Here is a 23,353-nt window from a genome sequence, read left to right as displayed (position 1 = left end):
CACGAAAGGGACTGATGATGCGTTTCCCCAGCTGTCTGCTCGCCCTTGTGGGCTCCCTCGCGCTCGTACCGGCCTGGGCCGCTGACATCGACTGGCCGACCTACGGCCTCGATCACAGCAACCGGCGCTATGCCGCCATCGACCAGATCAACACCGGCAACGTGGCCCGGCTGGTCCGGGCCTGGACCTACCGCAGCGGGGTGAAGGCCACCTTTCAGGCCACCCCCATCATGGTGGATCGAACGATCTTCCTGTCGCTGCCCTTCAACCACGTGGTGGCCCTGGATGCGGTGACCGGCAAGGAGCTGTGGCGCTACGAGCACGCGCGCAAGAAGGATTACCCCCTGTGTTGCGGCCCGGGCAACCGGGGCGTGGCGGTGGCGGATGGCAAGGTGTTCATGGGCACTGTGGATGCCCGGCTGGTGGCCCTGGACGCCAGAACCGGCAAGCTGCTGTGGGATATCGAGGTGGCGGATGCCGGCAGCGCCCCGGCCGAGTCGGTGAACACCCTCACCGACTCGGACCCCCTGCGCAAGGCCAGCATTGCCGGCACCTCGGGCGTGGGTATTGCCATGGCGCCGGTGGTGTACAAGGGCAAGGTGCTGATCGGCGTGACCGGCGTGGGCTACGGCCTGCATCTGGATTCAGACCGGGACGGCGCGCCCCTGGGGGCGGTGGTGGGCTTTGCGGGCAACTACGGCCGCTCGGGCTTTCTGGCGGCCTTTGATGTGAACACCGGGCGGCGGGTGTGGCAGTTCGACACCATCGCCCCGGTGAACTGGGAGGGCGAGTTCCGCGCCACCACCCCCGACGGTATGCCCCTGCACCGGGACATCGCCCGGGAGCGCGCCGATCTGGCCAAATACCCCGACGCGGCCCGCTACGGTGGCGGCTCGGCCTGGTCCACCCCGGCCATCGACGCCCGCCACGGCCTGCTCTACTTCGGCACCGGCAACCCCTCGCCCCAGATGGATGGCACCTCGCGGCCCGGGGACAACCTCTACAGCGTGTCCCTGGTGTGCCTGGACGTGGACACCGGCAAGATCCGCTGGCATTACCAGCAGGTGCCCCACGACCAGTGGGGTTACGACGTGGCCAGCCCGGCGGTGCTCTTCGACTACCCCCACCAGGGCAGGATGGTGCCCGCCGTGGGGCAGGCCGCCAAAATCGGCTGGTACTACATCCACAACCGCCTGACCGGCGAGCTGCTGCGCAAGTCGGACGAATTCGTGGAGCACCGCAATACCTTCACCCGGCCCACGCCGGAGGGGCAGGTGATCCTGCCCGGGGTGCTGGGCGGCATCAACTGGTCGCCCACCTCGGTGGACGAAGCGCGCCTGACCGCCTACGTGCCGGCCATCCACTGGCCGGTGAAATACACCAAGCAGCTCATCCCCGCCACGGCGAGCAAGCCGGCCGTGGAGTACACCACCCTGGAGCCGCTGATGGACGTGCCGCGCTGGGGTGTGCTGTCGGCCATCGACCTGGCCTCGGGCCGGATCAAGTGGCAGAAGAGAACCGAGCAGCCCCTGGTGGGCGGCCTGCTGGCAACCGCCGGCAACCTGATCTTCATGGGCGAGGGCAGCGGGCGCTTCAATGCCTACGACGCTGCGAAGGGCGAGTTGCTGTGGAGCGACCAGCTGGACGCCGGGGTGAACGCCCCGCCGATCACCTACCAGATCGATGGCGTCCAGTATGTGGCGGTTGCCGCGGGCGGGAACCAGATCTTCGGCTACAAGACCGGGGATCGCTTCCAGGTTTACAGGCTGGGGAAATAATCGCGTGAAGGATCGAGTCCTCCGAACCAAGGTGTGACAAAAGCTGTCAATGGGAATTGCCTTTACAGGAGAGAATCCGGGGCCTTGCGCGGGGTGTCTCAAAGCCGGTGCGCGCAGCCTCCCTGACTTCCCATGATCCACGTCACTCCATTCCGTCATCGGGGCCTTGCCCGGTGAGCGCCAAGTTTCTGTCCTGCGGCCTGCTCATCATCAATGAGCGGGCCGAGCTGCTGGTGGGGCATTCCACGGGCAACGAGCACTGGGATCTGCCCAAGGGCCTGATCGAACCTGGCGAGGCGCCGATCGACTGCGCACTGCGCGAAACACACGAGGAGTTCGGGCTGGCCTTCGAGCCGGCCTCCCTGATCAACCTGGGGCGCCACGCCTACTATCGCGGCAAGGATCTGCATCTGTTTGCGGTGGGCGTCGATTCCACCGAGATCCGGCCGGAGCAATGTACCTGCACGAGCTATTTTCCCCATTACCGTACGGGGGAGTCGGTGCCCGAGGTGGACGCGTACGCCTGGGCTAGCGACGTGAGCCTGGGGGTGCGTCTGGCGGCGAGCATGCGGCGGCTCCTGTTGGGCCGGAGCCTGCTGATCCAGGCGCGGCAGCTGCTTGGCGTACCCAACCCGTCCCCGCACGACGGGACTGGCCGGCTGGCTTTCTGACCGGATAGCGGTGCTTTCATGGCTTTCAGCATTGCCGCACCTGTTTGCAGCGAACTGCTCATCAAGAAGAGCCGCTTCATTGGCTGCGTGCAGGCCGTGCCCGACCGGGTGGCGGCTCAGGCCATCGTGGCCGCCCTGCGTGCCGAGCATCCGGGCGCCGCGCATGTATGCTGGGCGCTGCTGGCCGGCGGGCATTCTGCCGCGGTGGACGACGGCGAGCCCGGAGGTACCGCGGGCCGCCCGATGCTCGACGTGCTGCGTCACCAGGATCTCGAAGGGGTGCTCGCCACCGTGGTGCGCTATTACGGTGGCGTCCGGCTGGGCGCCGGCGGCCTGGTCCGCGCCTATACCGACAGCGTCGCCCAGGCCCTGAAGAGCGCCCGCAAGATTCCCCTCGTCCGGCTGCGTACCCTGCTGTGCGCCGTGCCCTACGCCCAGGAGGGCTTGTTCCGGCGCGAGATCGACGCAGCCGGCGGCAGCCTGCAGGGCGTGCAGCACGGCGAGCAGGTGGAGCTGAGCTTCAGTGTGGCTGAAGGGGAGGCGGAAGCCTTGGTGGCCCGCTTGAACGAAGTCGGGCAGGGGCGGGTGAGCTGGCACGCCTGAAAGGCCGGAGGTGGACATGAAAAAAGGCACCCGAAGGTGCCTTTTTTGCTGCGTAATTTTGCCAAACAATTGAAAAAATTACGCTGAATCTGGTGGGCGGTACTGGGATCGAACCAGTGGCTTCCACCGTGTGAAGGTGGCACTCTACCGCTGAGTTAACCGCCCGGTAGGTGAAGAGCGCGCATTGTAGTAAGCGCTTTGCAGGCTGTCAAGCGCTGCGTCGATATTGCCTCTGCCGGAGGTGGTCGTCGCGGACGGCAGAGCGCCGCTCAAGCGCTAGCGGCCCGGGCCACACGACGGCTGTCGATGGCAATGAGCACGCCAGCCATTCCGATCACCAGCATGCCGCCCAGGGCGATCCGGTCGGGGAGCTGCCCGAACACCAGCCAGCCGAACAAGGTGGCCCACAGCAGCTGTACGTAGAGCAGCGGCGAGAGCAGGGAGGCGGGGGCTTCGCGGAAGGCGCGGGTTAGCAGGAAGTGCCCGCAGCCGGCCAGCACGCCCATGGCTGCCATGGCCAGGTAGTCGGGGAGGGCGGGTTCCGGACCGTGGTTCATCCAGGGCAGGGCGGCGGTGGTCAGCGCGCTGCCGATGAGGGCGGTGTAGAACAGCAGGGTGACCGGGCTTTCGGTGTTCGACATTTTGCGGGTGAGGATCTGGTACAGCGCATACACCACGGCGGCGGAGAGGGCGAAGGCGATGCCTTCGGGCACCAGGCCGCTTCCGGGCCGGGCCACCAGCAGTACCCCGCCGAAGCCCAGGATGACGGCCAGCCAGCGCAGGGCGCCGATCCTCTCGCCGAGGAGGGGGCGGGCCAGCAGCACCACAATGACCGGCGAAGCGAAGATGATGGCGGTAGCTTCGGCCAGGGGCATACACTGAAATGCTGCCACGCCGCACAGACTGGTGGCGAGCAGGAGCAGCCCACGCACCAGATGCATACCCGGCCGCCGGGTAGCGAAGAGCCGGCTGCGCAGGGCCGGGCCGAGCATCACCAGCATGAGTAGCAGGTGTACGGTGTAGCGCGCCCACACCAGCAGTGGCACCGAGAAGCGTGTGCTCAGGTGCTTGGTGGTGACGTCGAGCATGACGAAGAGCAGCAGCGAGACCATGGCCAGGCCGATGCCGAGCAGCGGACGCTGGGTATGATTCACGCGCCGAGGGAAAACATGAAGAGGGCGCCCTGGTTGGGACGGCTCTCGGCACGGATCCAGCCGCCGTGGCGGCGCACGATGCGATGCACGGTGGCCAGGCCGATGCCGCTGCCCTCGAACTCGGCGGCGGCGTGAAAGCGCTGGAAGGGTGTGAACAGCTTGGTGGCGTCGGCACGGTTGAAGCCCACCCCGTTGTCGGCCACGAAATACGCCGTGCCCTCCGGCTCCTGGCGCTGCCCGAAGCGGATGCACGGCCGGGCCACCGGGCGGGTGAATTTCCAGGCGTTGCCGATCAGGTTCTCGAGCACAGTGCGCAGCAGCACCGGATCGCATTCGGCATGGATACCGGATTCGATTTCGAAACAGACATCGCGCTCGGGAGACGCGTCGGCAAAATCCCGGGCGATGCTGCTGGCCGTGGCAGAGAGATCGGTGTCGCGGCGCTGTAGAGGCTTGCGGACATGGCGTGAAAGATCAAGCAGGTCGTCGATCAGGCTGGCCATGCGTCGGGCGGCCTCGCGTACCCGGTTGAGGTGGTCCATGCCTTCGGGGCCGAGGGTGGCGGCGTGTTCATCCATGACCACGCTGGAGAAGCCCTCGATGGCCCGCAAGGGGGGGCGCAGGTCGTGGGAGACGGAATAGCTGAAGGATTCAAGCTCGGCCAGGGTGGCGCTGAGTTCGTCGGTGCGTCGGGCCACCCGTTCTTCGAGGGTGGCGTTGAGGGCCCGGACCTGCTCTTCCATCTGCATTCGGTCGGTGATGTCCCGGCCCACCACGACCAGCATCTGGCGGCTACCGTCCGGGTTGAAGACCGGGGTCTTGATGACGTCCAGGTGGCACATGGTGCCGTCGGGCCCAGGCAGGCGGTCGATGTAGCGGCAGCCCTCCGGGGTGAGCCAGGCCTGCTCGTTGGTGGCGGCACAGTTGAGCAGGGGGGCTGCCCGGGGGGGCTCGGTAAGCCCGGCCAACTCCTCTTCGGTGTGGCCGACATAATTGACGCCCGTGAGCCCAAAGAACTCTAGCCCGGCCCGGTTTGTGATGAGCCAGCGGTTCTCCCCGTCTTTAACAAGGATCACGTCAGGTGTGGATTCGATGATCCGGTGCAGGCGTTCCTCGCCTTCTCGCCGGGCCAGGCGTACGCGCTGGTCGATGAGCTCCTGCTCCTGCTCGGCGATGACTTCCCGCAGGAAGGCGACGTAGCGACCCTCCAGGCTGGTCACGATGTCGTGCTCGGAGAGGATGCCCACCAGACTTCCGCCGTGCATCACCAGCAGGTGGCGGATGCGGGCCTGCTGCATGGTCCGGGCTGCAGACCAGACCGAGGTGGAGGTCTGGATGCTCAGCGGGTTCGGGGTCATCACCTGGGCCAAGGTGATGTCGGCGATCCGCGCGTTGCGGGACAGCAGCAAGGTCAGGTCGTGAAAGGTGAAGACGCCCACCGGCTGCCCGGCGGACTCGGCCACCACACAGCCGATGTTGTACTGGCGCATCTGGCGAATGGCCTGATCGACCCCCGAGGTGGCGGGGATGGTGTGGAGGCGGGGGCTCATCACATGGCCCACGGTGGCCAGGTGGGTGAAGTGCTCCACGCCCAGGGCGCCCAGCAGCTCGGTTTCGGAGATCAGTACACCGGGGTCGTCAGGGGTGTCCTCGATGCGGATATGCCGGCTGCCGTGGCGCACCAGCAGGCGATAGGCCTCGCGCAGATCGGTGTCGGGGTGGCCGACGGGCAGGTTGGGGTCGCAGGCCTCGCCGAGCATCAGGCTGGCGGGGTCGCCATCCAGGCAGGCACGGGCTGCGCTGCGTTCGGTTATGATGCCCACGTAGCCTTCATCGCACATCACGATGGCCCCCGAGACCCCATGCTGCAGCAGCGTGTTCAGGGCTTCGGTCAGGGGCATCTCTGCCGGCAAGCGCAAGGTGATGGGGGAGCGGATGTCCTTTAGCGTGCCGCAGTGGGGGGCTTGCCAGGGCGGCGTCATGACACTCGGCCCGGGGGGCGTAGCCACTGGTTCAGCACCCCGCGGGCGGCGCCGGCCATGTCGTCGGCCAGCAGGCCGGTGTCCAGGCCCAGCTGGGCGCACAGGCTGTCGCCGGCCAGGCCGTGGAGATGCACGCCGGCCAGCAGGGCATCCCGGGGCGGCCAGCCGCGGGCGAGAAGGGCGCAGACCATGCCGGTGAGTACGTCGCCCATGCCAGCCGTGGCCATGGCCGGGTTGCCCGTGGTGTTGATCCACCAGGCGCCATCGGGCCCGGCGATCACGCTGCCGCAGCCCTTAAGCACCACCCAGGCTTGGTAGCGGCGGGCCAGGGCACAGGCTGCAGCGATACGGTCAGCCTGGATGTCGGCGGTGGCGCATGCCAGCAGGCGGGCAGCTTCGGCCGGATGGGGCGTGAGCACAGCCGGCAGGGTCCGCCCGGCAAGGGCGGCCTGCAAAGTGGTATCGCGGGCCACCAGGTTGAGGGCGTCGGCATCGAGCACCACGGGCGTTGCCGCTGCCACGGCGGTGGCCACCAAGGCGCGGGCTGCCTGGCACTGGCCAAGGCCTGGGCCCATGGCGAGAGCGCCGAGGCCGGCTTCGGTGAGCAGCGCGTCGGCGCTGCGGAACATCAGCTCGGGGCGCAGCAGGTCGACGGCCAGGGCCGCCGGGTCGAGCAGGCCGACGAGCACCCGGCCGGCCCCCAGGTAGGCTGCTGCCCGCCCGGCCAGGAGCGCTGCACCGACCATGCCCGGAGCGCCGCCGATGATCGCGGCGTCGCCATAGCTGCCCTTGTGGCTGTTGCGCTGGCGGGGCTGCAGATGCCCCGCAAACAGGGCCGGGCGCACCGTGTGGCCAGGGGCCGGGGCCAGTGCTTCGGCGTCCAGATCGAGGGTTGCCAGGTGGAGGGTGCCGCACTGGTCGGGCCCGTCGAGGGTGAGCAGCCCGGGCTTGAGGGCGATGAAGGTGAGGGTGTGATCGGCCTGGAAACAGGCGCCGGGGCAATGGCCGGTGTCGGCATCGAGGCCGCTGGGGATGTCGAGGGCCAGACGCAGACCCGGAGTGGCTGACATCTCTGCGATCCAGTCACCGTAAAGGCCCTCGATGGGGCGCTGCAAGCCGATGCCGAACAGAGCATCGATGACCAGTGCCCAGCCCCCCTCGGGGGGCGTCGGCAGGGTGGGGTGGATGGTGCCGCCGAAGGCCAACCAGCCTGCGTGGGCTGCCGCCGCGTCGCCGGGCAGGCGGGTGGGGTCGGCGGCAAATGCCACACTTACTCGGTAGCCGGCGGCATGCAGGCGGCGGGCGACGACAAAGCCGTCGCCACCGTTGTTGCCAGGCCCGCAGGCCACCAGAACGGGTGCGCCTTGGTCGGGTAGCAGCTCCATGGCCAGCGCCGCTGCGGCTGTACCGGCCCGTTCCATCAGGGGCGGTACGGCGCCGGGCAGGGCCAGGGCTTCTATGGCGCGGATCGCTGCGACAGGGTAGATGGGCGGGACAGGCATGCTGGTATGGAGTTCAGATGTCTTCCATTAGTTCGAAGCCATTTTCCGCAGCCATGAAACGCACCTTGGCCAACGAAGGCATTCGACATCGACAGGGACGGGAGTGGGCGTTGGTGCGCACGCGGAACGGAGCGCCTTGATTCTAGCCGAGGCGGAGGGCTACGTAGCACCTACGCAATCTGACGTATTTCGGCGGAAGAGGGGGCTCCGTAATCTGGCGCCATTGCTGCACCGCATTACACACACTCAATTTAACTACCGAGGAGTCTTCGATGCAAAACCGCCGTTCCTTCGTCAAGGCCGCCGTTCTTTCCGCCTCCATCGCCGCCATCGGTGGTTTGTCCAGCAGCGCCTGGGCTGCCGACACCATCAAGGTCGGCATCCTGCATTCCCTGTCCGGCACCATGGCCATCTCCGAGACTGCGCTCAAGGAGACCGCGCTGATGACCATTGAGGAAATCAACGCCAAGGGCGGCGTGCTCGGCAAGAAGCTTGAGCCGGTCGTCGTCGATCCGGCCTCCGACTGGCCGAAGTTCGCCGAGAAGGCTCGCCAGCTGCTGTCCCAGGACAAGGTGGCGGTGACCTTCGGCTGTTGGACCTCGGTGTCCCGCAAGTCGGTGCTGCCGGTGTACAAGGAACTCAACGGCCTGCTGTTCTACCCGGTGCAGTACGAGGGTGAAGAGCTCGAGAAGAACGTCTTCTATACCGGTGCGGCCCCCAACCAGCAGGCCATCCCGGCAGTGGAATACCTGATGAGCAAGGAAGGTGGTTCGGCCAAGCGCTTTGTGCTGCTGGGCACCGACTACGTGTATCCGCGCACCACCAACAAGATCCTGCGGGCCTTCCTCAAGAGCAAGGGCGTGGCGGATGCGGACATCATGGAGGAATACACCCCCTTCGGCCACTCCGACTACCAGACCATCATCGCCAAGATCAAGAAGTTTGCCGGCGAGGGCAAGAAGACGGCGGTGATCTCCACCATCAACGGCGACTCCAACGTGCCCTTCTACAAGGAACTGGGCAACGCCGGCCTGAAGGCCAAGGACGTGCCGGTGGTGGCCTTCTCGGTGGGTGAGGAAGAGCTGCGCGGCGTGGATGCCAAGCCGCTGGTCGGCCACCTGGCCGCGTGGAACTACTTCATGTCGGTGAAGAACCCCGAGAACGACAAGTTCATCAAGATGTATCGCGACTGGGCCAAGAAGGCCAAGCTGCCCAAGGCCGATACCGTGGTCACCAACGACCCGATGGAAGCCACCTACGTGGGCATCCACATGTGGGCTCAGGCCGTGGAGAAGGCCAAGTCCACCGACACCGACAAGGTCATTGCGGCCATGGCGGGGCAGACCTTCAAGGCGCCGTCCGGCTTCACCCTGAAGATGGACGAAACCAATCATCACCTGCACAAGCCGGTGTTCATCGGCGAGATCAAGGCCGACGGCCAGTTCAACGTGGTGTGGAAGACCAAGGGCCCGATCCGCGCCCAGCCGTGGAGCCCCTTCATCCCTGGCAACGAAGGCAAGCAGAAACTGTAAGCGGCAGGCCTGCAGGGGCCCTGCGGGGGCCCTGTAGGGGCGGCTTCTGCCGCCCGCGACCCGCCAAACCGGCACGGTCCGTTGATCGATGTCGGCGGGCGGCTGAAGCCGCCCCTACACCACCCGCATCCGGGGAACACCCATGAAACGACTCCTCTTTTTGATCAGCCTGTATCTGTGGGCCGGCGGCGTGGCCGCTGCTCTCGACCCGGCCAGGCTCAAGGACCTGGCCTCGGACGACTTCGACGTCAAGCAGGCCGCCGTGGCCACCTTGGCCGCCGCTGGTGACGACACCGACGCCCAGCGCCTGCTCAAGGCCTTGTCCGAGGATGCGGTGGCGGTGGCCGGTGAGCGGCTCGTCATCGTGGCCGGTGACCAGGTGCTGGACGCCGCCACGGGCGCGGCGATCAAGCCCGCGCCGGCCAATCCTGAATCCATCAATCTCAACAACAGCCTGCGCCAGCAGGTGGATGGCGCTCTGGCCGCCGTGCGCCTGCTATCCACCGACCGGGCCGAACGCCTCACCGCTGCGCGGGCCCTGCTGGCCGACATGGGTGAGGGCGCGCCCCTGCTGCCCCTCTTCGACAAGGCCCTGGCCCAGGAGCAGGACCGTGAGATCAAGCCCATCCTGGTGCAACTTGCCGCCCAGGCCGCCCTCGGCAGCCCGGACGTGGCGCGCCGCCTTCAGGCCGTGCGTGACCTGGCCGGCTCAGGCAGCCCGGCAGTCAAAGCCCTGCTCCTGCCCCTGCTCGACCCGGCGAACGAACCCGAAGAAAAGCTGCGCCTGGAGGCCGGCACGGCCATCAAGGCCATTGACGCACGTCTGGCCTGGAGCGACACGGCGGGCCAGATTTTCACCGGCATCTCCCTGGGTTCCATCCTGCTGCTGGCGGCCCTGGGGCTCGCCATCACCTACGGGGTGATGGGCGTCATCAACATGGCCCACGGCGAGCTGCTGATGGTGGGGGCCTACTCGGCCTACGCCATGCAGGCCCTGTTCCGGGCGAAGTTTCCCGAGTTCGTCGATTACTACGTCCTGGCGGCGGTGCCGGTGGCCTTCTTCGTGGCGGCGGCCGTGGGCATGCTGATGGAGCGTACGGTGATCCGGCATCTGTATGGCCGGCCGCTGGAAACCCTGCTCGCCACCTGGGGCCTGTCCCTGGTGCTGATCCAGGCGGCGCGTCTGCTCTTTGGCGCCCAGAACGTGGAAGTGGCCAACCCGGCGTGGATGTCCGGCGGCGTGCAGCTGGCCGAGAACCTCTCCCTGCCCTGGAACCGCCTGGTCATCGTGGCCTTCTCCGGCTTCGTGCTGCTGCTGGTGTGGCTGATGATGAACAAGACCCGCCTGGGCATGTTCGTCCGCGCCGTCACCCAGAACCGCCCCATGGCCGGTTGCGTGGGCGTGCCCACGGCGCGCATCGACACCCTGGCCTTCGGCATCGGCTCCGGCATTGCCGGGCTGGGCGGGGTGGCCCTGTCACAGATCGCCAACGTGGGCCCCGACATGGGCCAGGGCTATATCGTCGATTCCTTCATGGTCGTCGTGCTCGGTGGCGTGGGCCAGCTGGCCGGCGCGGTGTGGGCGGCCCTGGGCCTCGGCATCGTCACCAAGTTCCTCGAAGGCTGGGCCGGGGCGGTGATCGCCAAGATCCTGGTGCTGGTCTTCATCATCATCTTCATCCAGAAGCGACCCCAGGGGCTGTTTGCCCTCAAGGGCCGGTTCGTCGATTGAGCGGAGGGCACGCCCATGCGCACACCTTTGACCGTCAAACTCTTCGCGGGCCTCGGCCCGCGGGGCTGGCTGGCCGTGGCGGCCATCGCCTTCATCGCCTGGGTGCTGGTCCCCGTGGCCCACCTGATGCTGCCGGAGAGCCACCCGCTGCATGTATCCACCTACGCCATCACCCTGATCGGCAAGATCCTGTGCTACGCCGTGGTGGCGGTGGCCATGGACCTGATCTGGGGCTTTGGTGGCATCCTGAGCCTGGGCCACGGGCTGTTCTTTGCTCTGGGCGGCTACAGCTTCGGCATGTACCTGATGCGCCAGATCGGCCGCGAGGGCAGCTACCAGAGCGACCTGCCGGACTTCATGGTCTTCCTGGACTGGAAGGAGCTGCCCTGGTACTGGACCGGCTCCGATCACTTCCTGTGGGCTCTGTTCCTGGCCATTGCTGTGCCCGGCGTGGTGGCCTGGATCTTTGGCTACTTCGCCTTTCGCTCGCGCATCAAGGGGGTGTATTTCTCCATCATCACCCAGGCCATGACCTACGCGGCCATGCTGTTCTTCTTCCGCAACGAGACCGGCTTCGGCGGCAACAACGGTTTCACCGACTTCAAGCGCATCCTCGGCTACTCGATCACCGCGCCGGAAACCCGGCTGGTGCTGTTCGGCCTTTCGGTGGCCCTGCTGCTGGCGGTAATCATCCTGGGCAAGGTGCTCATTGCCTCCAAGTTCGGCAAGGTGCTCACCGCCATCCGCGATTCGGAGAACCGCGTCATGTTCATCGGCTACAACCCGGTGCATTACAAGCTCTTCATCTGGACCCTGTCGGCCATGCTGTGCGGTCTGGCCGGTGCGCTCTACGTGCCCCAGGTGGGCATCATCAACCCCTCCGAGATGTCGGTGGCCAACTCCATCGAGATCGCCATCTGGGTGGCGGTGGGCGGGCGCGGCACCCTGGTCGGGCCGGTGCTGGGCGCGGGCATCGTCAACCTGTCCAAAACCTGGTTCACCACCAGCTTCCCGGAATACTGGCTGTTCTTCCTGGGCCTCCTGTTCATCCTCGTCACCCTCTACCTGCCCCAGGGCGTGGTCGGGCTGTGGGCCAAGATCAAGGCCCGCCGGGCCGAGAAGGCCGCCATCGCCGCGTCCCGGGCCGAGGTGGCGGCAGCACCGGCGCCCCGCGCCCCGGCTGCCGATTCCAAAATACCCAACGGCACCGCAGCCAAAGGAGCCTGAGCATGCGCGTCGAATCCTCCATCTCCCGCAATGCCCCGGCCGACGGCCAGAAGGAACACTGGGACGGGGCCGCCAACACCGGCCACGTGCTCAAGCCCGGCGAGCTCGACCTCTCCCACGGGGTCATGCTCTACCTGGACGACATCACGGTGAGCTTTGATGGCTTCCGTGCCCTCAACAAGCTGTCGCTGCAAATTGACGCCGGTGAGCTGCGCTGCATCATCGGCCCCAACGGCGCGGGCAAGACGACCATGATGGATGTCATCACCGGCAAGACCCGTCCTGACTCGGGCAAGGCCTTCTTCGGCCAGACCATCGACCTGACCCGCCTCACCGAACCGCAGATCGCCCACGCCGGCATCGGCCGCAAGTTCCAGAAGCCCACCATCTTCGAGAACCACTCGGTGTTCGAGAACCTGGAGCTGGCCCTGAAAACCGACAAGCGGGTCAAGAAGAGCCTGTTTGCCCGCCTGTTTGGCGACGACCTGGACAAGATCGCCGACACCCTTAAGCAGATCCGCCTTGCCGACCAGGCCGACCGGCCCGCCGGCCTGCTCTCCCACGGCCAGAAGCAGTGGCTGGAGATCGGCATGCTGCTGGTGCAGGACCCGAAACTGCTGCTGCTGGACGAACCCGTGGCCGGCATGACCGACGACGAGACCGAGCGCACCGCCGAACTCTTTGTGAGCCTCAAGGGCAAGCACTCGCTGATGGTCGTCGAGCACGACATGGCTTTCGTCGAAGCCCTGGGCGGCAAGGTCACGGTGCTGTGCGAAGGCTCGGTGCTCGCCGAAGGCGACCTGGCCACCGTGCAGGCCGATCCACGGGTCATTGAGGTGTATCTGGGCCGATAACGAGGCCTGTGGGGTCGAATTCATTCGACCTGCATGCGTCGATGAGCCACCGAGGTCGATTGAATTCGACCCCAAAGGGAATATTGAAAGAGGAACACGCAATGCTCACCGTCACCAACCTGAACCAGTACTACGGCGGCTCCCACATCCTGCGTAATGTCAGCTTTGACGTGCCCATGGGTAAGGTCACCACCCTGCTCGGGCGCAACGGGGTGGGCAAGACGACCCTGCTCAAGACCCTGATGGGCCTGGTGCCCGCCGCCACCGGCAGCATCCAGCTGGGCGGCGAGGACATCACCCGGGCGCCCAGCTATGGCCGCGTGCGCGCCGGCATCGGCTACGTGCCCCAGGGGCGCGAGATCTTCCCGCGCCTCACGGTGGAGGAGAACCTGCTGATGGGCCTCGCCACCCGGCCCGCCGGCAGCGAGGTGCCGGCCCGCATCTTCGAGATGTTTCCGGTGCTCAGACAGATGATGCGGCGCCGCGGCGGCGACCTGTCGGGCGGCCAGCAGCAGCAGCTCGCCATCGGCCGCGCCCTGGCCCCGGGGCCCAGGCTGCTGATCCTCGACGAGCCCACCGAAGGCATCCAGCCCTCCATCATCAAGGACATCGAACGCGCCATCCGCGCCCTGGCCGAAACCGGCGAGATGGCCATCCTGCTGGTGGAGCAGTACTACGACTTCGCCCGCTCCCTGGCCGACCACTACCTGCTGATGGAACGCGGCGAGATCATCAGCGCCGGCCGCGGCGACGAGATGGAGGCCAAGCAGGTGCGGGAGATGCTGTCGGTGTGAGGGGCTGCGCTGTCTTATTGGCTGCTCTTGATGGTGAAGCGCTCTGACGCCTGCCGGGTGGCGTCCAGAAAGAAGCGCTTGTCGTCGTCGCCAAAGGCCGCGAGCTGATGGAGGACGCCTTCGGTGCCGTCCTGGTAGCGGAGGGTGAAGCGGAAGACAAAGGCTGACAGGCCCTTTTGCTGCAACCAGCCATTCTGTTTGGCCATGGGGTCACCATTGTTCGCCTGTCCGATCCAGTTGCCGTCTTTCAGGCGGGGGGCCTCATCGGTGTGCAACAGCACGGCCGGGTCGCTGGGAAATACGTTTTCCACGGTAATCCGGGTGATGGGGTCGGAGGTCTTGGCCTCGAGGCCAAAGGACCACACCAGCGACGGGTGGCCGTCGAGGGTGTCGGGCGGAGTGATGATGATCGCGGCGGCTGTGATCCTGACGCGCTCGTTTTCGGCAGGCTTGGCGCCTCGCGGCCCGACTTTGACCTGAACAGTCTGACCGCCCGCGATCCGGATGGGGATCTCGCGGACGTCCGGGGTTTGAGATGCCGCGAGCCCGGGTACGAGGAGGAAGGCACTGAGAAGGTATGACCGGATATGTTCCATGGAGTGTATGAAAATTCAGTTTTTGGATCCATTGAATTATATTCAATTTAAATATTCTGAAAAGACTCCTTGTTATTGCGGTCGTACCAGGCTTCATCTCCGTCCCCGGCATGCCTTTTGCTGTCTGATGCTCCATGTTGGTGACAATTTCTTCCCCCGACGGGGTGAGGCCTTCCGAGGCCGCTGATTTATCAAACAATAACGCCCGCAATTGGTGCGCCCGCCTGGAGCTTGGCTTCGAGGCTCGCGCTGGCCATGGCACGGTATTGGTGCATAGGCGCCATGAAGGCCCCTTGAGGGTGCAGAAGGCGCTCTATCCCGAGGGCCCGGAGGTGTGCCACGCCCTGATGCTGCACCCGCCGGCAGGGATCGCCGGGGGGGATGCGTTGACGGTGCAGGTGCGGGTGGGCGAGGGGGCGAAGGCCCTGATCACCACGCCGGGGGCCGGCAAGTGGTATCGCAGCAATGGCCCGCTGGCCACCCAGCGCCTGGACTTCGAGGTGGGGGCGGGCGGGGTGTTGGAGTGGCTGCCCCAGGAGAGCATTGTTTTCGCCCGGGTGAATGGGCGCACCGAGACCGTCGGGCGTCTGGCCGGCGACGCCACCTTCATCGGGCTGGATCTGCTGTGCCTCGGCCGTACCGCGTCCGGCGAGCGCCTGACCCGCGGGCAGCTGCGGCTGGCGTCGCGCATCGAGCGGGATGGCCGGCTGATCTGGAGCGAGCAGGGGCTGATCGAAGGGGGCTCGCGCCTGCTGGATTCGCCGGTGGGCCTGTGCGGGCAGCCGGTCACCGGCAGCCTGCTGGTGGCGTCTGAAGCGCTCGATGGGAGCCTGCTGGAGGCCTGCCGGGCAATTCGGCCGCAGGTGGGGGAGGGCGCCGTGACTCGTCTGCCCGACCTGCTGGTGGCCCGCTACCTGGGGCCGTCGGCCGAGGCGGCCCGGGCCTGGTTCGTCGCCCTTTGGGCGGTGCTGCGCCCGGCCATCGTGGGGCGCCCGGCAGCGGTGCCCCGGATCTGGCATACCTGATATTCACGGGCGCGGATGGCCAGCTGCCGGCCGGTGCCCCACACTGACACGAAAGGAAGGATTCACTATGGAACTGACCCCCCGCGAGAAAGACAAGCTGCTGATCTTCACCGCCGGCCTGCTGGCCGAGCGGCGCAAGGCCCGCGGCCTCAAGCTCAACTACCCCGAGGCCGTGGCCTACATCAGCGCCGCCGTCCTCGAAGGGGCCCGCGACGGCCGTACCGTGGCCGAACTGATGAACTACGGCACTACCCTGCTGACCCGCGCCGACGTGATGGAAGGCGTGCCGGAGATGATTCCGGACATCCAGGTGGAGGCCACCTTTCCCGACGGCACCAAGCTCGTCACCGTCCATCAGCCCATTGTGTGAGGCGCAATCATGATCCCCGGTGAAATCGACACCCTTGACGGCGAGCTGGAGCTCAACGTCGGCCGCGCCACCCTGACCATCACGGTGGCCAACACCGGCGACCGCCCGATCCAGGTGGGCTCCCACTACCACTTCGCCGAGACCAACCTGGCCCTGGATTTTGACCGGGCCGCGGCGCGGGGCTACCGGCTCAACATCGCCGCCGGCACCGCCGTGCGCTTCGAGCCCGGCCAGACCCGCACGGTCGAGCTGGTGGCCCTGGCGGGAGACCGCAAGGTCTTTGGTTTCAACGGGCAGGTCATGGGGGCGTTATGAGCGGCAGGTACGCAGTTGTTGTGGGGTCGAATTCATTCGACCAGCACACGTCGATCCACCACCGAGGTCGAATGAATTCGACCCCACGGGATCGGCATCGCCCCTCAATCCACCTGGAGGCCTGACATGGCAAAGATCTCGCGCCGCGCCTATGCGGAAATGTTTGGCCCCACCGTGGGCGACCGGGTGCGCCTGGCCGACACCGAGCTGTGGATCGAAGTGGAGAAGGACTTCACCCTCTACGGCGAGGAAGTGAAATTTGGCGGCGGCAAGGTGATCCGCGACGGCATGGGGCAGGGCCAGCGCCTGGCGGCGGAAGTGGCCGACACCGTCATCACCAACGCCCTGATCCTCGACCACTGGGGCGTGGTCAAGGCCGACATCGGCATCAAGGGCGGGCGTATCAGCGCCATCGGCAAGGCCGGCAACCCGGACATCCAGCCCGGGGTGACCATCGCCATTGGCGCGGCCACCGAAGTCATTGCCGGCGAAGGCATGATCGTCACCGCCGGCGGCATCGACACCCACATCCACTTCATCTGCCCCCAGCAGATCGAAGAGGCCCTGATGAGCGGCGTGACCACCATGATTGGCGGCGGCACCGGCCCGGCCACCGGCACCTACGCCACCACCTGCACCCCGGGGCCCTGGCACATCGCCCGCATGCTGCAGGCGGCGGACGCCTTCCCCATGAATCTGGGCTTTCTCGGCAAGGGCAATGCCAGCCTGCCCGAGCCCTTGCGCGAGCAGGTGGAGGCCGGCGTCATCGGCCTCAAGCTGCACGAAGACTGGGGCACCACCCCGGCGGCCATCGACAACTGTCTGACCGTTGCCGAGGAGATGGACATCCAGGTGGCCATCCACTCCGACACCCTCAACGAGGCGGGTTTCGTGGAGGCCACCGCCGCCGCCTTCAAGGGCCGCAGCATCCACACCTTCCACACCGAAGGGGCGGGTGGCGGCCATGCGCCGGACATCGTCAAGCTGGCCGGCCTGCCCAACGTGTTGCCCAGCTCCACCAACCCGACCCGGCCCTACACCATCAACACCATCGACGAGCACCTGGACATGTTGATGGTGTGCCACCACCTGGACCCGGCCATCGCCGAGGACGTGGCCTTCGCCGAGAGCCGCATCCGCCGCGAGACCATCGCCGCCGAGGACATCCTCCACGATATCGGCGCCCTGTCCATGTTCTCGTCTGACTCCCAGGCCATGGGCCGGGTGGGCGAGGTGGTCATCCGCACCTGGCAGACCGCCCACAAGATGAAGGTCCAGCGCGGCGCGCTGCCCGGCGACACGGCCAGGAGCGACAACTTCCGCGCCCGCCGCTACATTGCCAAGTACACCATCAACCCGGCCATCACCCACGGCATCAGCCACGTGGTGGGCTCCATCGAGCCGGGCAAGCTGGCCGATCTGGTGATCTGGAAGCCCGCCTTCTTCGGCGTCAAGCCCAGCCTCATCCTCAAGGGCGGCATGATCGCCGCCGCCGCCATGGGCGACGCCAACGCGTCCATCCCCACGCCCCAGCCGGTGCACTACAAGCCCATGTTCGGCGCCTTCGGTGGCGGCCTCAAAACCTCCCTCACCTTCGTCTCCCAGGCCGCCCTGGCCAGCGGCAACCTGGAGGAACTCCGCCTCCAGAAGCCCCTCGAAGCCGTGCGCAACATCCGCGGCGTCACCAAGTCATCCATGATCCTCAACAACTGGCAGGGCGAGATCAGCGTCGACCCCGAAACCTACGAGGTGCGGGCTGCAGGCGAAGTCCTCACCTGCGAACCGGCCAGCGTGCTGCCCATGGCCCAGAGGTATTTCCTGTTTTAGACTTTCGGTCACTATGACAAATGTGACTGTTCTGAAGTTGGGCTATCTCCGGGTATTTGATGTTTCACGGAGCATTATTGGAAGAGATGAGGCTTGGGCTTTCTCGGTGGAATACGATGGGCGCAAGGAATGGAGCCTCTTGATGATCGACAAGCCAGAGGAGGGGCAGTGGCAGGATGTGCCTGCGCTGGTCCGAATGTCTGCCCGAGGTGAGCCGGAGGGGCTGCTTGCTTGGCGAGACCAAGGGCGAGGAAAGCTGACGGGTTCGCTTGTCTCCATGGTAAGCCGAGCACGTAACAAGGCATGGGTGATGTTTTTTGTTGGTGCACTGTTTGCAATACCCGCGATGATTCCTGACCCTATGAACGCAATTGAAATCGGGATTGTGTCGCTCTTATTTTCTATCGGCATATTGAATGCGCTTTCGGTGCGTCGCAACGGACGGCTTCTGGCACGCTTGGACAGTACGGAGAGTTGACCGTGTTGCTGATAGAACCCTTGTGTCACGGTAATACCGCAGCCAGTGTTGCAATCCGGGCTCACACATGGGGCTCGCACCTTGCGGGTGCAGCAGTGACCTTCACCGCTGTCCGTAAAAGCAGGGGCCTCAATAAACTAAACAAGGAAAGCTGAATCTTGCTCCTGATCGAATCCCTCTACACCGGTGACGTGGCCCCGGCCGCGCGTCTTGAACTCAACTTCGATGCCCGCACCAAGAGCCGCCTGCGCACCCAGTTGGTGGGCGGGGAGGAGGTGGGAATGTTCCTGCCCCGGGGCACCATCCTGCGCGGCGGTGACCGCCTGCTGGCCCAGGACGGGCGGGTGGTGGAGGTGGTGTCGGCGCCGGAAGATCTGCTGGAGGCGCGCTGTGCCGATGCCTTCGCCCTGGCCCGGGTGGCCTATCACCTGGGCAACCGCCATGTGGCGGTGCAGGTGGGTGAGGGCTGGCTGCGCATCCAGACGGATCATGTGCTGAAGACCATGCTCACGGGGCTGGGGGCTGAGGTGCATGCCCTGTCGGCACCCTTCGAGCCTGAAGCAGGCGCTTACGCCCATGGTCACCACCATGCGGAGCGGGGCGCTACCGAGGCGAAGATTCACCAGTACAAATGAGCTGTGAGTCCAGTTCAAAGCCCACCTCATGGGGGCAGCATCATTCGACCCCACGGGAAGCTGCGGTAGGCCGGGGGCTGACCCCACTCAGGCGGGCGCGTGAGTCATGAGCCTGCCGCTGATCCGCCTGATGCAGCTGGTCAGCCCGGCCTTGCCGGTGGGGGCCTACACCTATTCCCAGGGGCTGGAGTGGGTGGTGGATACCGGGGCGGTGAAGACCGAAGCCCAGGTGGGCGAGTGGATCGGCGATGCTCTCGCCGGGGCCTTTGGCCGTTACGAACTGCCGCTGCTCGCACGCCTGATGGTGGCCTGGCAGCAGGGGGACAAGGCCGCCGTGGGCGAACTCAACGCCCAGTGCCTGGCCAGCCGGGAGACTTCCGAGTTGCGGGCCGAAACCGTGCAGATGGGCTATTCCCTGGTGCGGCTGCTGGTGGATCTGCCGGCCTTTCGTGATCTGCCGGCCTTTCGTGATCTGCCGGGCTGGGTCGAGCGCCTGAGGGCCCTCCATGAGCCGGTCTTTCCCACCGTGTGGGCTGCGGCGGCGGTGGCCTGGGGCGTTGCGCCCGAGCCGGCCCTCAACGGCTATGCCTGGGCGTGGATCGAGAATCAGGTGATGGCGGCGGTCAAGGCCGTGCCCCTGGGGCAGGCCGCCGGGCAGCGGCTGCTGTCGACGCTGGCCGAGGCGGTGCCGGCGCGGGTGGCCGAGGCGCTGAGCCTGCCGCCCGAGGCGTGGTGCAATTTTCAGCCCGGGCTGGCCATTGCCAGTTCGCAGCACGAGGTCCAGTATTCCCGGCTTTTCCGATCCTGACACCATGCCAACTGCAAGCCGCCGCGTTCCCCGACTCGCCATCGCCTGCCAAGGCGGCGGTGCCCACACCGCCTTTACGGCAGGCGTGCTGGCCTACCTCTTCCTGTCCTTCGAGCATTTCCGCAGCCAGGGTGAGGAGGGGCGCTGGTTCGAGCTGGTGGGCCTGTCGGGCACTTCGGGCGGCGCCATCACCGCGGCCATGGCCTGGAGCGAGGCGCCGGACGGCAGCTGGGCCGAAGGCGCGCGCCGGGTATTGCGCTACTGGAACCGCAACAAGGCCAGCCTGGACCCCCGGGGCAAGCTGGCCTTCTGGTGGGGCGAGTATTTCAGCAACGCCACCAGCCGGGCCCTGGCGGCCTGGCAGGACTACCTGCCATCGGTGAGCCTGCCGCCTTCGCCGTTCATGTCATCCCTGGTGCAGTCGCGCATGAAGGACGACCTGCGTGCCGTGACCGGCGTGCCCGATCACGCCGACCGCTTCACCGGCCGGCCGGGGCTGGATCTGTTTGTGGGGGCGGTGGATGTGGTCAATCCCGATGGCGAACCCCAGACCGCCTTCCGTACTTTCCCCGACCGGCCGGCCGATGGCCTGCGTCTTGATGAACTCCTGGCCAGCGCTTGCATCCCCGAGCTCTTCGTGGCCCAGCCCCTCATTGTGGACAGTCGTGACGGTACGGGCCGGCGGGAGGCCCGCTATTTCTGGGATGGCCTGTATTCCCAGAACCCGCCCATCAATGACTTCTTCATCGGCCGCCCGCGGGACTGCAAGCCCGACCTGCTGTGGGTCATCCAGATCAATCCGAACCGCTATGAGGGGCCCGACACCGGCCCCCTGACGCCCGACGAGCAGGCCGACCGGCGCAACGAGCTGGCCGGCAACCTGTCCCTGGCCCAGGAGCTGCGCGCCATCGACGTGGTCAATCGCATCGCCTTCGAGCTGGCCGAGCTGCCGAAGCTGGAGGGCCCGCTGGCCGACTACAAACCGGTGACCGTCTCCTTCGTGCGCCTTGGCCAGCGGGACGAAGGTCCCCTGGCCCCGTACCGCCTCGACTACGCCTCCAAGCTCGACCGGGACCCGGACTTCATCGACGCCCTGATGGCCGAGGGCATTGCCGCTGCCCATCGGGCCGCTGTGGCCGGCGAGCTGATCCGCCCCCACGCCTGCATGAACGAGGTGTGCGCCTTCTCCTATCCCAACCCCGCCTGGCCCGCGCCGGCCGCCCTGGAAGGGCTGCTCGACGATGCCGGGCTGGCCCGCCAGTGGCAGGCCCTTGTTACCCGCTGACCCCTCCCGAATCCACAGACAAGACCTCACAAGGACATTCCATGAAAGGCCAACCCCTCCGCGTCGGCATCGGCGGCCCCGTCGGCTCCGGCAAGACCGCCCTGACCCTGGCCCTGTGCCAGGCACTGCGGCAAAAGTACGACCTGTGCGTGGTGACCAACGACATCTATACCGCCGAGGACGCCCAGTTTCTGGTGCGCAATGAAGCTCTCACGCCCGAGCGTATCATCGGTGTGGAGACCGGCGGCTGCCCCCACACCGCAATCCGCGAGGACGCCTCCATCAACCTGGAGGCGGTGGACCGGCTGATCCGCCTGTTTCCCGACGTGGAGCTGATCTTTGTGGAATCCGGCGGCGACAACCTGGCGGCCACCTTCTCCCCTGAGCTGTCCGACCTGACGATCTACGTGATCGACGTGTCGGCCGGCGACAAGATTCCGCGCAAGGGCGGCCCGGGCATCACCAAGAGCGACCTGCTGGTGATCAACAAGATCGACCTGGCGCCGCTGGTGGGGGCGTCCCTGGAAGTGATGGACCGGGACGCGAAGAAGATGCGCGGCGAGCGCCCCTTCATCTTCAGCAACCTCAAGACCGGCCAGGGTCTCGCCGAGATCATCGCCTTCATCGAAAAACAGGGCCTGCTGGTGGGCGCTTGAGCGCTTGCCGTCTCAAAGCCGTCACGGCTTTGCGGTATGCTGCGGAAGTGTCCCGGGCAGGCTGTTGATGTGCCTTGGGCCACACGGCTTCACCCTATCCAATAACACGCGCAAAGGGAGCAGCAATGAGCGAGCAGACAAACGACTTCGAAGAGTTTTACGGCGCCAAGTTCGAAGACCTGGCGGTGGGGCAGAGCGGTGTTTATGCACGCACCGTGACCGAGGCTGACATCCTGGCCTTTGCCGGCGTCACCGGCGACTTCAACCCCGTGCACGTCAATGAAGAGCTGGCCGCCGCCAGCATGTTCGGGGGCCGTATTGCCCACGGCATGCTGTCCGCCGGCTTCATCTCCACCGTGTTCGGCACCAAGTTCCCCGGGCCGGGCTCCATCTACCTTTCTCAGACCCTCAAGTTCAAGGCGCCGGTCAAGATTGGCGACACCGTGGTGGCCCGCTGCACCATCAAGGAACTCACCCCCGAAAAGCGCAAGGCCAAGTTCGACACCGTGTGCACGGTGAAGGGCAAGGTGGTGCTGGAAGGCGAAGCGGAGATCATGGTGCCGAAGCGCTGAGCGTCTTCGACATCGTGTGACCGCGGGGGCCGATATGCGTATCGGCCCCTGTCATATGGGATCAGGCTTTGCGCCAGGCCCGCTCAGCGCTGCCGGCGCCGCCGGATTGCGGCGAGTCCGGCCAGGGCCGTGAGTGCCAGGCCCCCGGGTTCGGGCACGGTCTGGCTGGCGATGCTCTGACCGACAAAGCGATAGCGGAACGAATCGAAGATGCCATTGTTGGGGTCGGTGCCTTCCACGCTCAGGGTATGCCCGTCATAGGTGGCCTCGAAATCACCGAAGCTGCCCATGGACATGCAGCTCACGCCCTGGAGGAGCATCAGGGTGCAGGGGTCTTCCTTGCCCACGTAGGTATTGCCGTTCAGGATCCCGACAAAGGTCGGGAAGGAGAAACCCAGGGCGTCCGCGCCATTGAGGTTGAGTGCGACAGGGGTGAATTGAATCAGGTCCACCTCGATGGTCGGGTCGGTCGGGAGGAAGCCGACGGTGAATGTCTTTCTCTGCACGTCCACCTGCAGGGCGCCCGACAGCGTGAAGGTTTGCGGAGCCGGAGGGGCACAGCCGAAGGCGTCGCAGATCACGAAGGTGCTGCTGTAGGTCACCTGGCTCTGGCTGGCGTCCAGCTGGATCAGGCTCGCCTGGGCCTGATGGGATGCGCAAGCGATGAGAAGGCTGCAGATGCCGCCTGCAAGTCGGGATTTTGAGTTCTTAAGGGTGCGCAGCGGGTTCAACATGCTTTCCTGTCCTGAAAATGACGGTCGCAAGGGGTGCGACCCCGTCAGTTCCGGATTGATGCAATTTACATACCCTTTGTGAATTTCCCAGCGCCGGCGCGGCTGTCCGGGCGTATTGGGCATGGCCTTCCTGTCCATGTGTAAAAATGGTCGACACCGAATACACGGGGCAGCCGTGCCTTCCATCAGGGCATTGAGACGTGGCCTGCCTTACTTCCACGCT

At 66.1% G+C, this 23,353-nt stretch carries 23 protein-coding genes and 1 tRNA gene; 18 read left to right on the top strand and 6 right to left on the bottom strand.

Features of this window, described 5'->3' with window-relative positions; translation table 11 throughout:
• Positions 1-14 precede the first annotated feature (14 nt).
• From PHI64_RS14410 to PHI64_RS14400, 3 genes are all read left to right on the top strand, one after another.
• A complete protein-coding gene (locus PHI64_RS14410) occupies positions 15-1,778 on the top strand; it encodes a PQQ-binding-like beta-propeller repeat protein (protein ID WP_299883987.1) in 1,764 nt (587 codons plus the stop codon).
• Positions 1,779-1,951: 173 nt separating this feature from the next.
• The gene (locus tag PHI64_RS14405; RefSeq protein ID WP_299883984.1) at positions 1,952-2,449 is read left to right on the top strand and encodes an NUDIX domain-containing protein; all 498 of its coding nucleotides are present in this window, start codon (positions 1,952-1,954) and stop codon (positions 2,447-2,449) included.
• Between the two features lie 18 nt (positions 2,450-2,467).
• Positions 2,468-3,052 (top strand): YigZ family protein, encoded by a 585-nt coding sequence (locus PHI64_RS14400; RefSeq protein ID WP_299883982.1) that lies wholly within the window; start codon positions 2,468-2,470, stop codon positions 3,050-3,052.
• Positions 3,053-3,142: 90 nt separating this feature from the next.
• Here the strand turns inward: PHI64_RS14400 and PHI64_RS14395 are convergent.
• From PHI64_RS14395 to PHI64_RS14380, 4 genes are all read right to left on the bottom strand, one after another.
• Positions 3,143-3,217 (bottom strand) — tRNA-Val (locus PHI64_RS14395).
• 104 nt (positions 3,218-3,321) lie between these two features.
• Complete coding sequence (locus tag PHI64_RS14390; protein WP_299883979.1) at positions 3,322-4,206, bottom strand: DMT family transporter; 885 nt, start codon at positions 4,204-4,206, stop codon at positions 3,322-3,324.
• Entirely contained in the window at positions 4,203-6,188 is a 1,986-nt protein-coding gene (locus PHI64_RS14385) for a CBS domain-containing protein (protein ID WP_299883977.1), read from the bottom strand. The genes PHI64_RS14390 and PHI64_RS14385 overlap by 4 nt, the downstream gene beginning before the upstream one ends.
• Positions 6,185-7,690 carry an NAD(P)H-hydrate dehydratase gene (locus PHI64_RS14380; protein ID WP_299883975.1) on the bottom strand — a complete coding sequence of 502 codons (1,506 nt, stop codon included), beginning with the start codon at positions 7,688-7,690 and terminating at the stop codon, positions 6,185-6,187. Before PHI64_RS14380 ends, PHI64_RS14385 begins: the two co-directional genes overlap by 4 nt.
• A 272-nt stretch (positions 7,691-7,962) precedes the next feature.
• Here PHI64_RS14380 and urtA point away from each other — a divergent pair, with 272 nt between their 5' ends.
• The 5 genes from urtA to urtE all read left to right on the top strand — a co-directional run bounded on the left by urtA (position 7,963) and on the right by urtE (position 13,829).
• Positions 7,963-9,222, top strand: a complete 1,260-nt coding sequence (gene urtA / locus PHI64_RS14375) for an urea ABC transporter substrate-binding protein (protein WP_299883973.1) — start codon at positions 7,963-7,965, stop codon at positions 9,220-9,222.
• 142 nt (positions 9,223-9,364) lie between these two features.
• On the top strand, positions 9,365-10,954 hold the full coding sequence (gene urtB, locus PHI64_RS14370; RefSeq protein ID WP_299883971.1) for an urea ABC transporter permease subunit UrtB: 1,590 nt from the start codon (positions 9,365-9,367) through the stop codon (positions 10,952-10,954).
• Positions 10,955-10,969: 15 nt separating this feature from the next.
• Positions 10,970-12,181 (top strand): urea ABC transporter permease subunit UrtC, encoded by a 1,212-nt coding sequence (urtC, locus tag PHI64_RS14365; RefSeq protein WP_299883969.1) that lies wholly within the window; start codon positions 10,970-10,972, stop codon positions 12,179-12,181.
• A 2-nt stretch (positions 12,182-12,183) separates the two neighbouring features.
• Positions 12,184-13,035: an urea ABC transporter ATP-binding protein UrtD gene (urtD, locus tag PHI64_RS14360; protein WP_299883967.1), complete on the top strand. Its 852-nt coding sequence runs from the start codon at positions 12,184-12,186 to the stop codon at positions 13,033-13,035.
• A gap of 101 nt (positions 13,036-13,136) precedes the next feature.
• Complete coding sequence (gene urtE, locus PHI64_RS14355; protein WP_299883965.1) at positions 13,137-13,829, top strand: urea ABC transporter ATP-binding subunit UrtE; 693 nt, start codon at positions 13,137-13,139, stop codon at positions 13,827-13,829.
• A gap of 14 nt (positions 13,830-13,843) precedes the next feature.
• Here urtE and PHI64_RS14350 read toward each other — a convergent pair whose 3' ends face one another.
• Complete coding sequence (locus PHI64_RS14350) at positions 13,844-14,425, bottom strand: hypothetical protein (RefSeq protein WP_299883963.1); 582 nt, start codon at positions 14,423-14,425, stop codon at positions 13,844-13,846.
• Positions 14,426-14,565: 140 nt separating this feature from the next.
• Between PHI64_RS14350 and PHI64_RS14345 the strand changes: the two genes are divergently transcribed.
• The 10 genes from PHI64_RS14345 to PHI64_RS14300 all read left to right on the top strand — a co-directional run bounded on the left by PHI64_RS14345 (position 14,566) and on the right by PHI64_RS14300 (position 22,396).
• Complete coding sequence (locus tag PHI64_RS14345) at positions 14,566-15,450, top strand: urease accessory protein UreD (protein ID WP_299883961.1); 885 nt, start codon at positions 14,566-14,568, stop codon at positions 15,448-15,450.
• 67 nt (positions 15,451-15,517) lie between these two features.
• Entirely contained in the window at positions 15,518-15,820 is a 303-nt protein-coding gene (gene ureA, locus PHI64_RS14340) for an urease subunit gamma (protein ID WP_299883959.1), read from the top strand.
• Between the two features lie 9 nt (positions 15,821-15,829).
• The gene (locus PHI64_RS14335) at positions 15,830-16,135 is read left to right on the top strand and encodes an urease subunit beta (protein ID WP_299883957.1); all 306 of its coding nucleotides are present in this window, start codon (positions 15,830-15,832) and stop codon (positions 16,133-16,135) included.
• Between the two features lie 126 nt (positions 16,136-16,261).
• On the top strand, positions 16,262-17,962 hold the full coding sequence (gene ureC, locus PHI64_RS14330) for an urease subunit alpha (RefSeq protein WP_299883955.1): 1,701 nt from the start codon (positions 16,262-16,264) through the stop codon (positions 17,960-17,962).
• A 22-nt stretch (positions 17,963-17,984) separates the two neighbouring features.
• Entirely contained in the window at positions 17,985-18,440 is a 456-nt protein-coding gene (locus PHI64_RS14325) for a hypothetical protein (RefSeq protein ID WP_299883953.1), read from the top strand.
• A 158-nt stretch (positions 18,441-18,598) separates the two neighbouring features.
• Positions 18,599-19,075 (top strand): urease accessory protein UreE, encoded by a 477-nt coding sequence (gene ureE / locus PHI64_RS14320; RefSeq protein ID WP_299883951.1) that lies wholly within the window; start codon positions 18,599-18,601, stop codon positions 19,073-19,075.
• A 106-nt stretch (positions 19,076-19,181) separates the two neighbouring features.
• Positions 19,182-19,883 (top strand): urease accessory UreF family protein, encoded by a 702-nt coding sequence (locus PHI64_RS14315; RefSeq protein ID WP_299883949.1) that lies wholly within the window; start codon positions 19,182-19,184, stop codon positions 19,881-19,883.
• A gap of 4 nt (positions 19,884-19,887) precedes the next feature.
• A complete protein-coding gene (locus PHI64_RS14310) occupies positions 19,888-21,168 on the top strand; it encodes a patatin-like phospholipase family protein (protein ID WP_299883947.1) in 1,281 nt (426 codons plus the stop codon).
• 41 nt (positions 21,169-21,209) lie between these two features.
• Positions 21,210-21,824: an urease accessory protein UreG gene (gene ureG / locus PHI64_RS14305; protein ID WP_299883945.1), complete on the top strand. Its 615-nt coding sequence runs from the start codon at positions 21,210-21,212 to the stop codon at positions 21,822-21,824.
• A gap of 125 nt (positions 21,825-21,949) precedes the next feature.
• The gene (locus PHI64_RS14300) at positions 21,950-22,396 is read left to right on the top strand and encodes a MaoC family dehydratase (protein WP_299883943.1); all 447 of its coding nucleotides are present in this window, start codon (positions 21,950-21,952) and stop codon (positions 22,394-22,396) included.
• Positions 22,397-22,479: 83 nt separating this feature from the next.
• Here the strand turns inward: PHI64_RS14300 and PHI64_RS14295 are convergent, their stop codons facing one another.
• On the bottom strand, positions 22,480-23,130 hold the full coding sequence (locus PHI64_RS14295) for a PEP-CTERM sorting domain-containing protein (protein ID WP_299883941.1): 651 nt from the start codon (positions 23,128-23,130) through the stop codon (positions 22,480-22,482).
• Positions 23,131-23,353: the final 223 nt, after the last annotated feature.

The sequence above is a fragment of the Zoogloea sp. genome (assembly GCF_028689785.1).
In the GTDB taxonomy this organism is placed as follows: domain Bacteria; phylum Pseudomonadota; class Gammaproteobacteria; order Burkholderiales; family Rhodocyclaceae; genus Zoogloea.
Note: the sequence above shows the minus strand (reverse complement) of the source record. Positions and strands in the feature narration are given on the sequence as shown.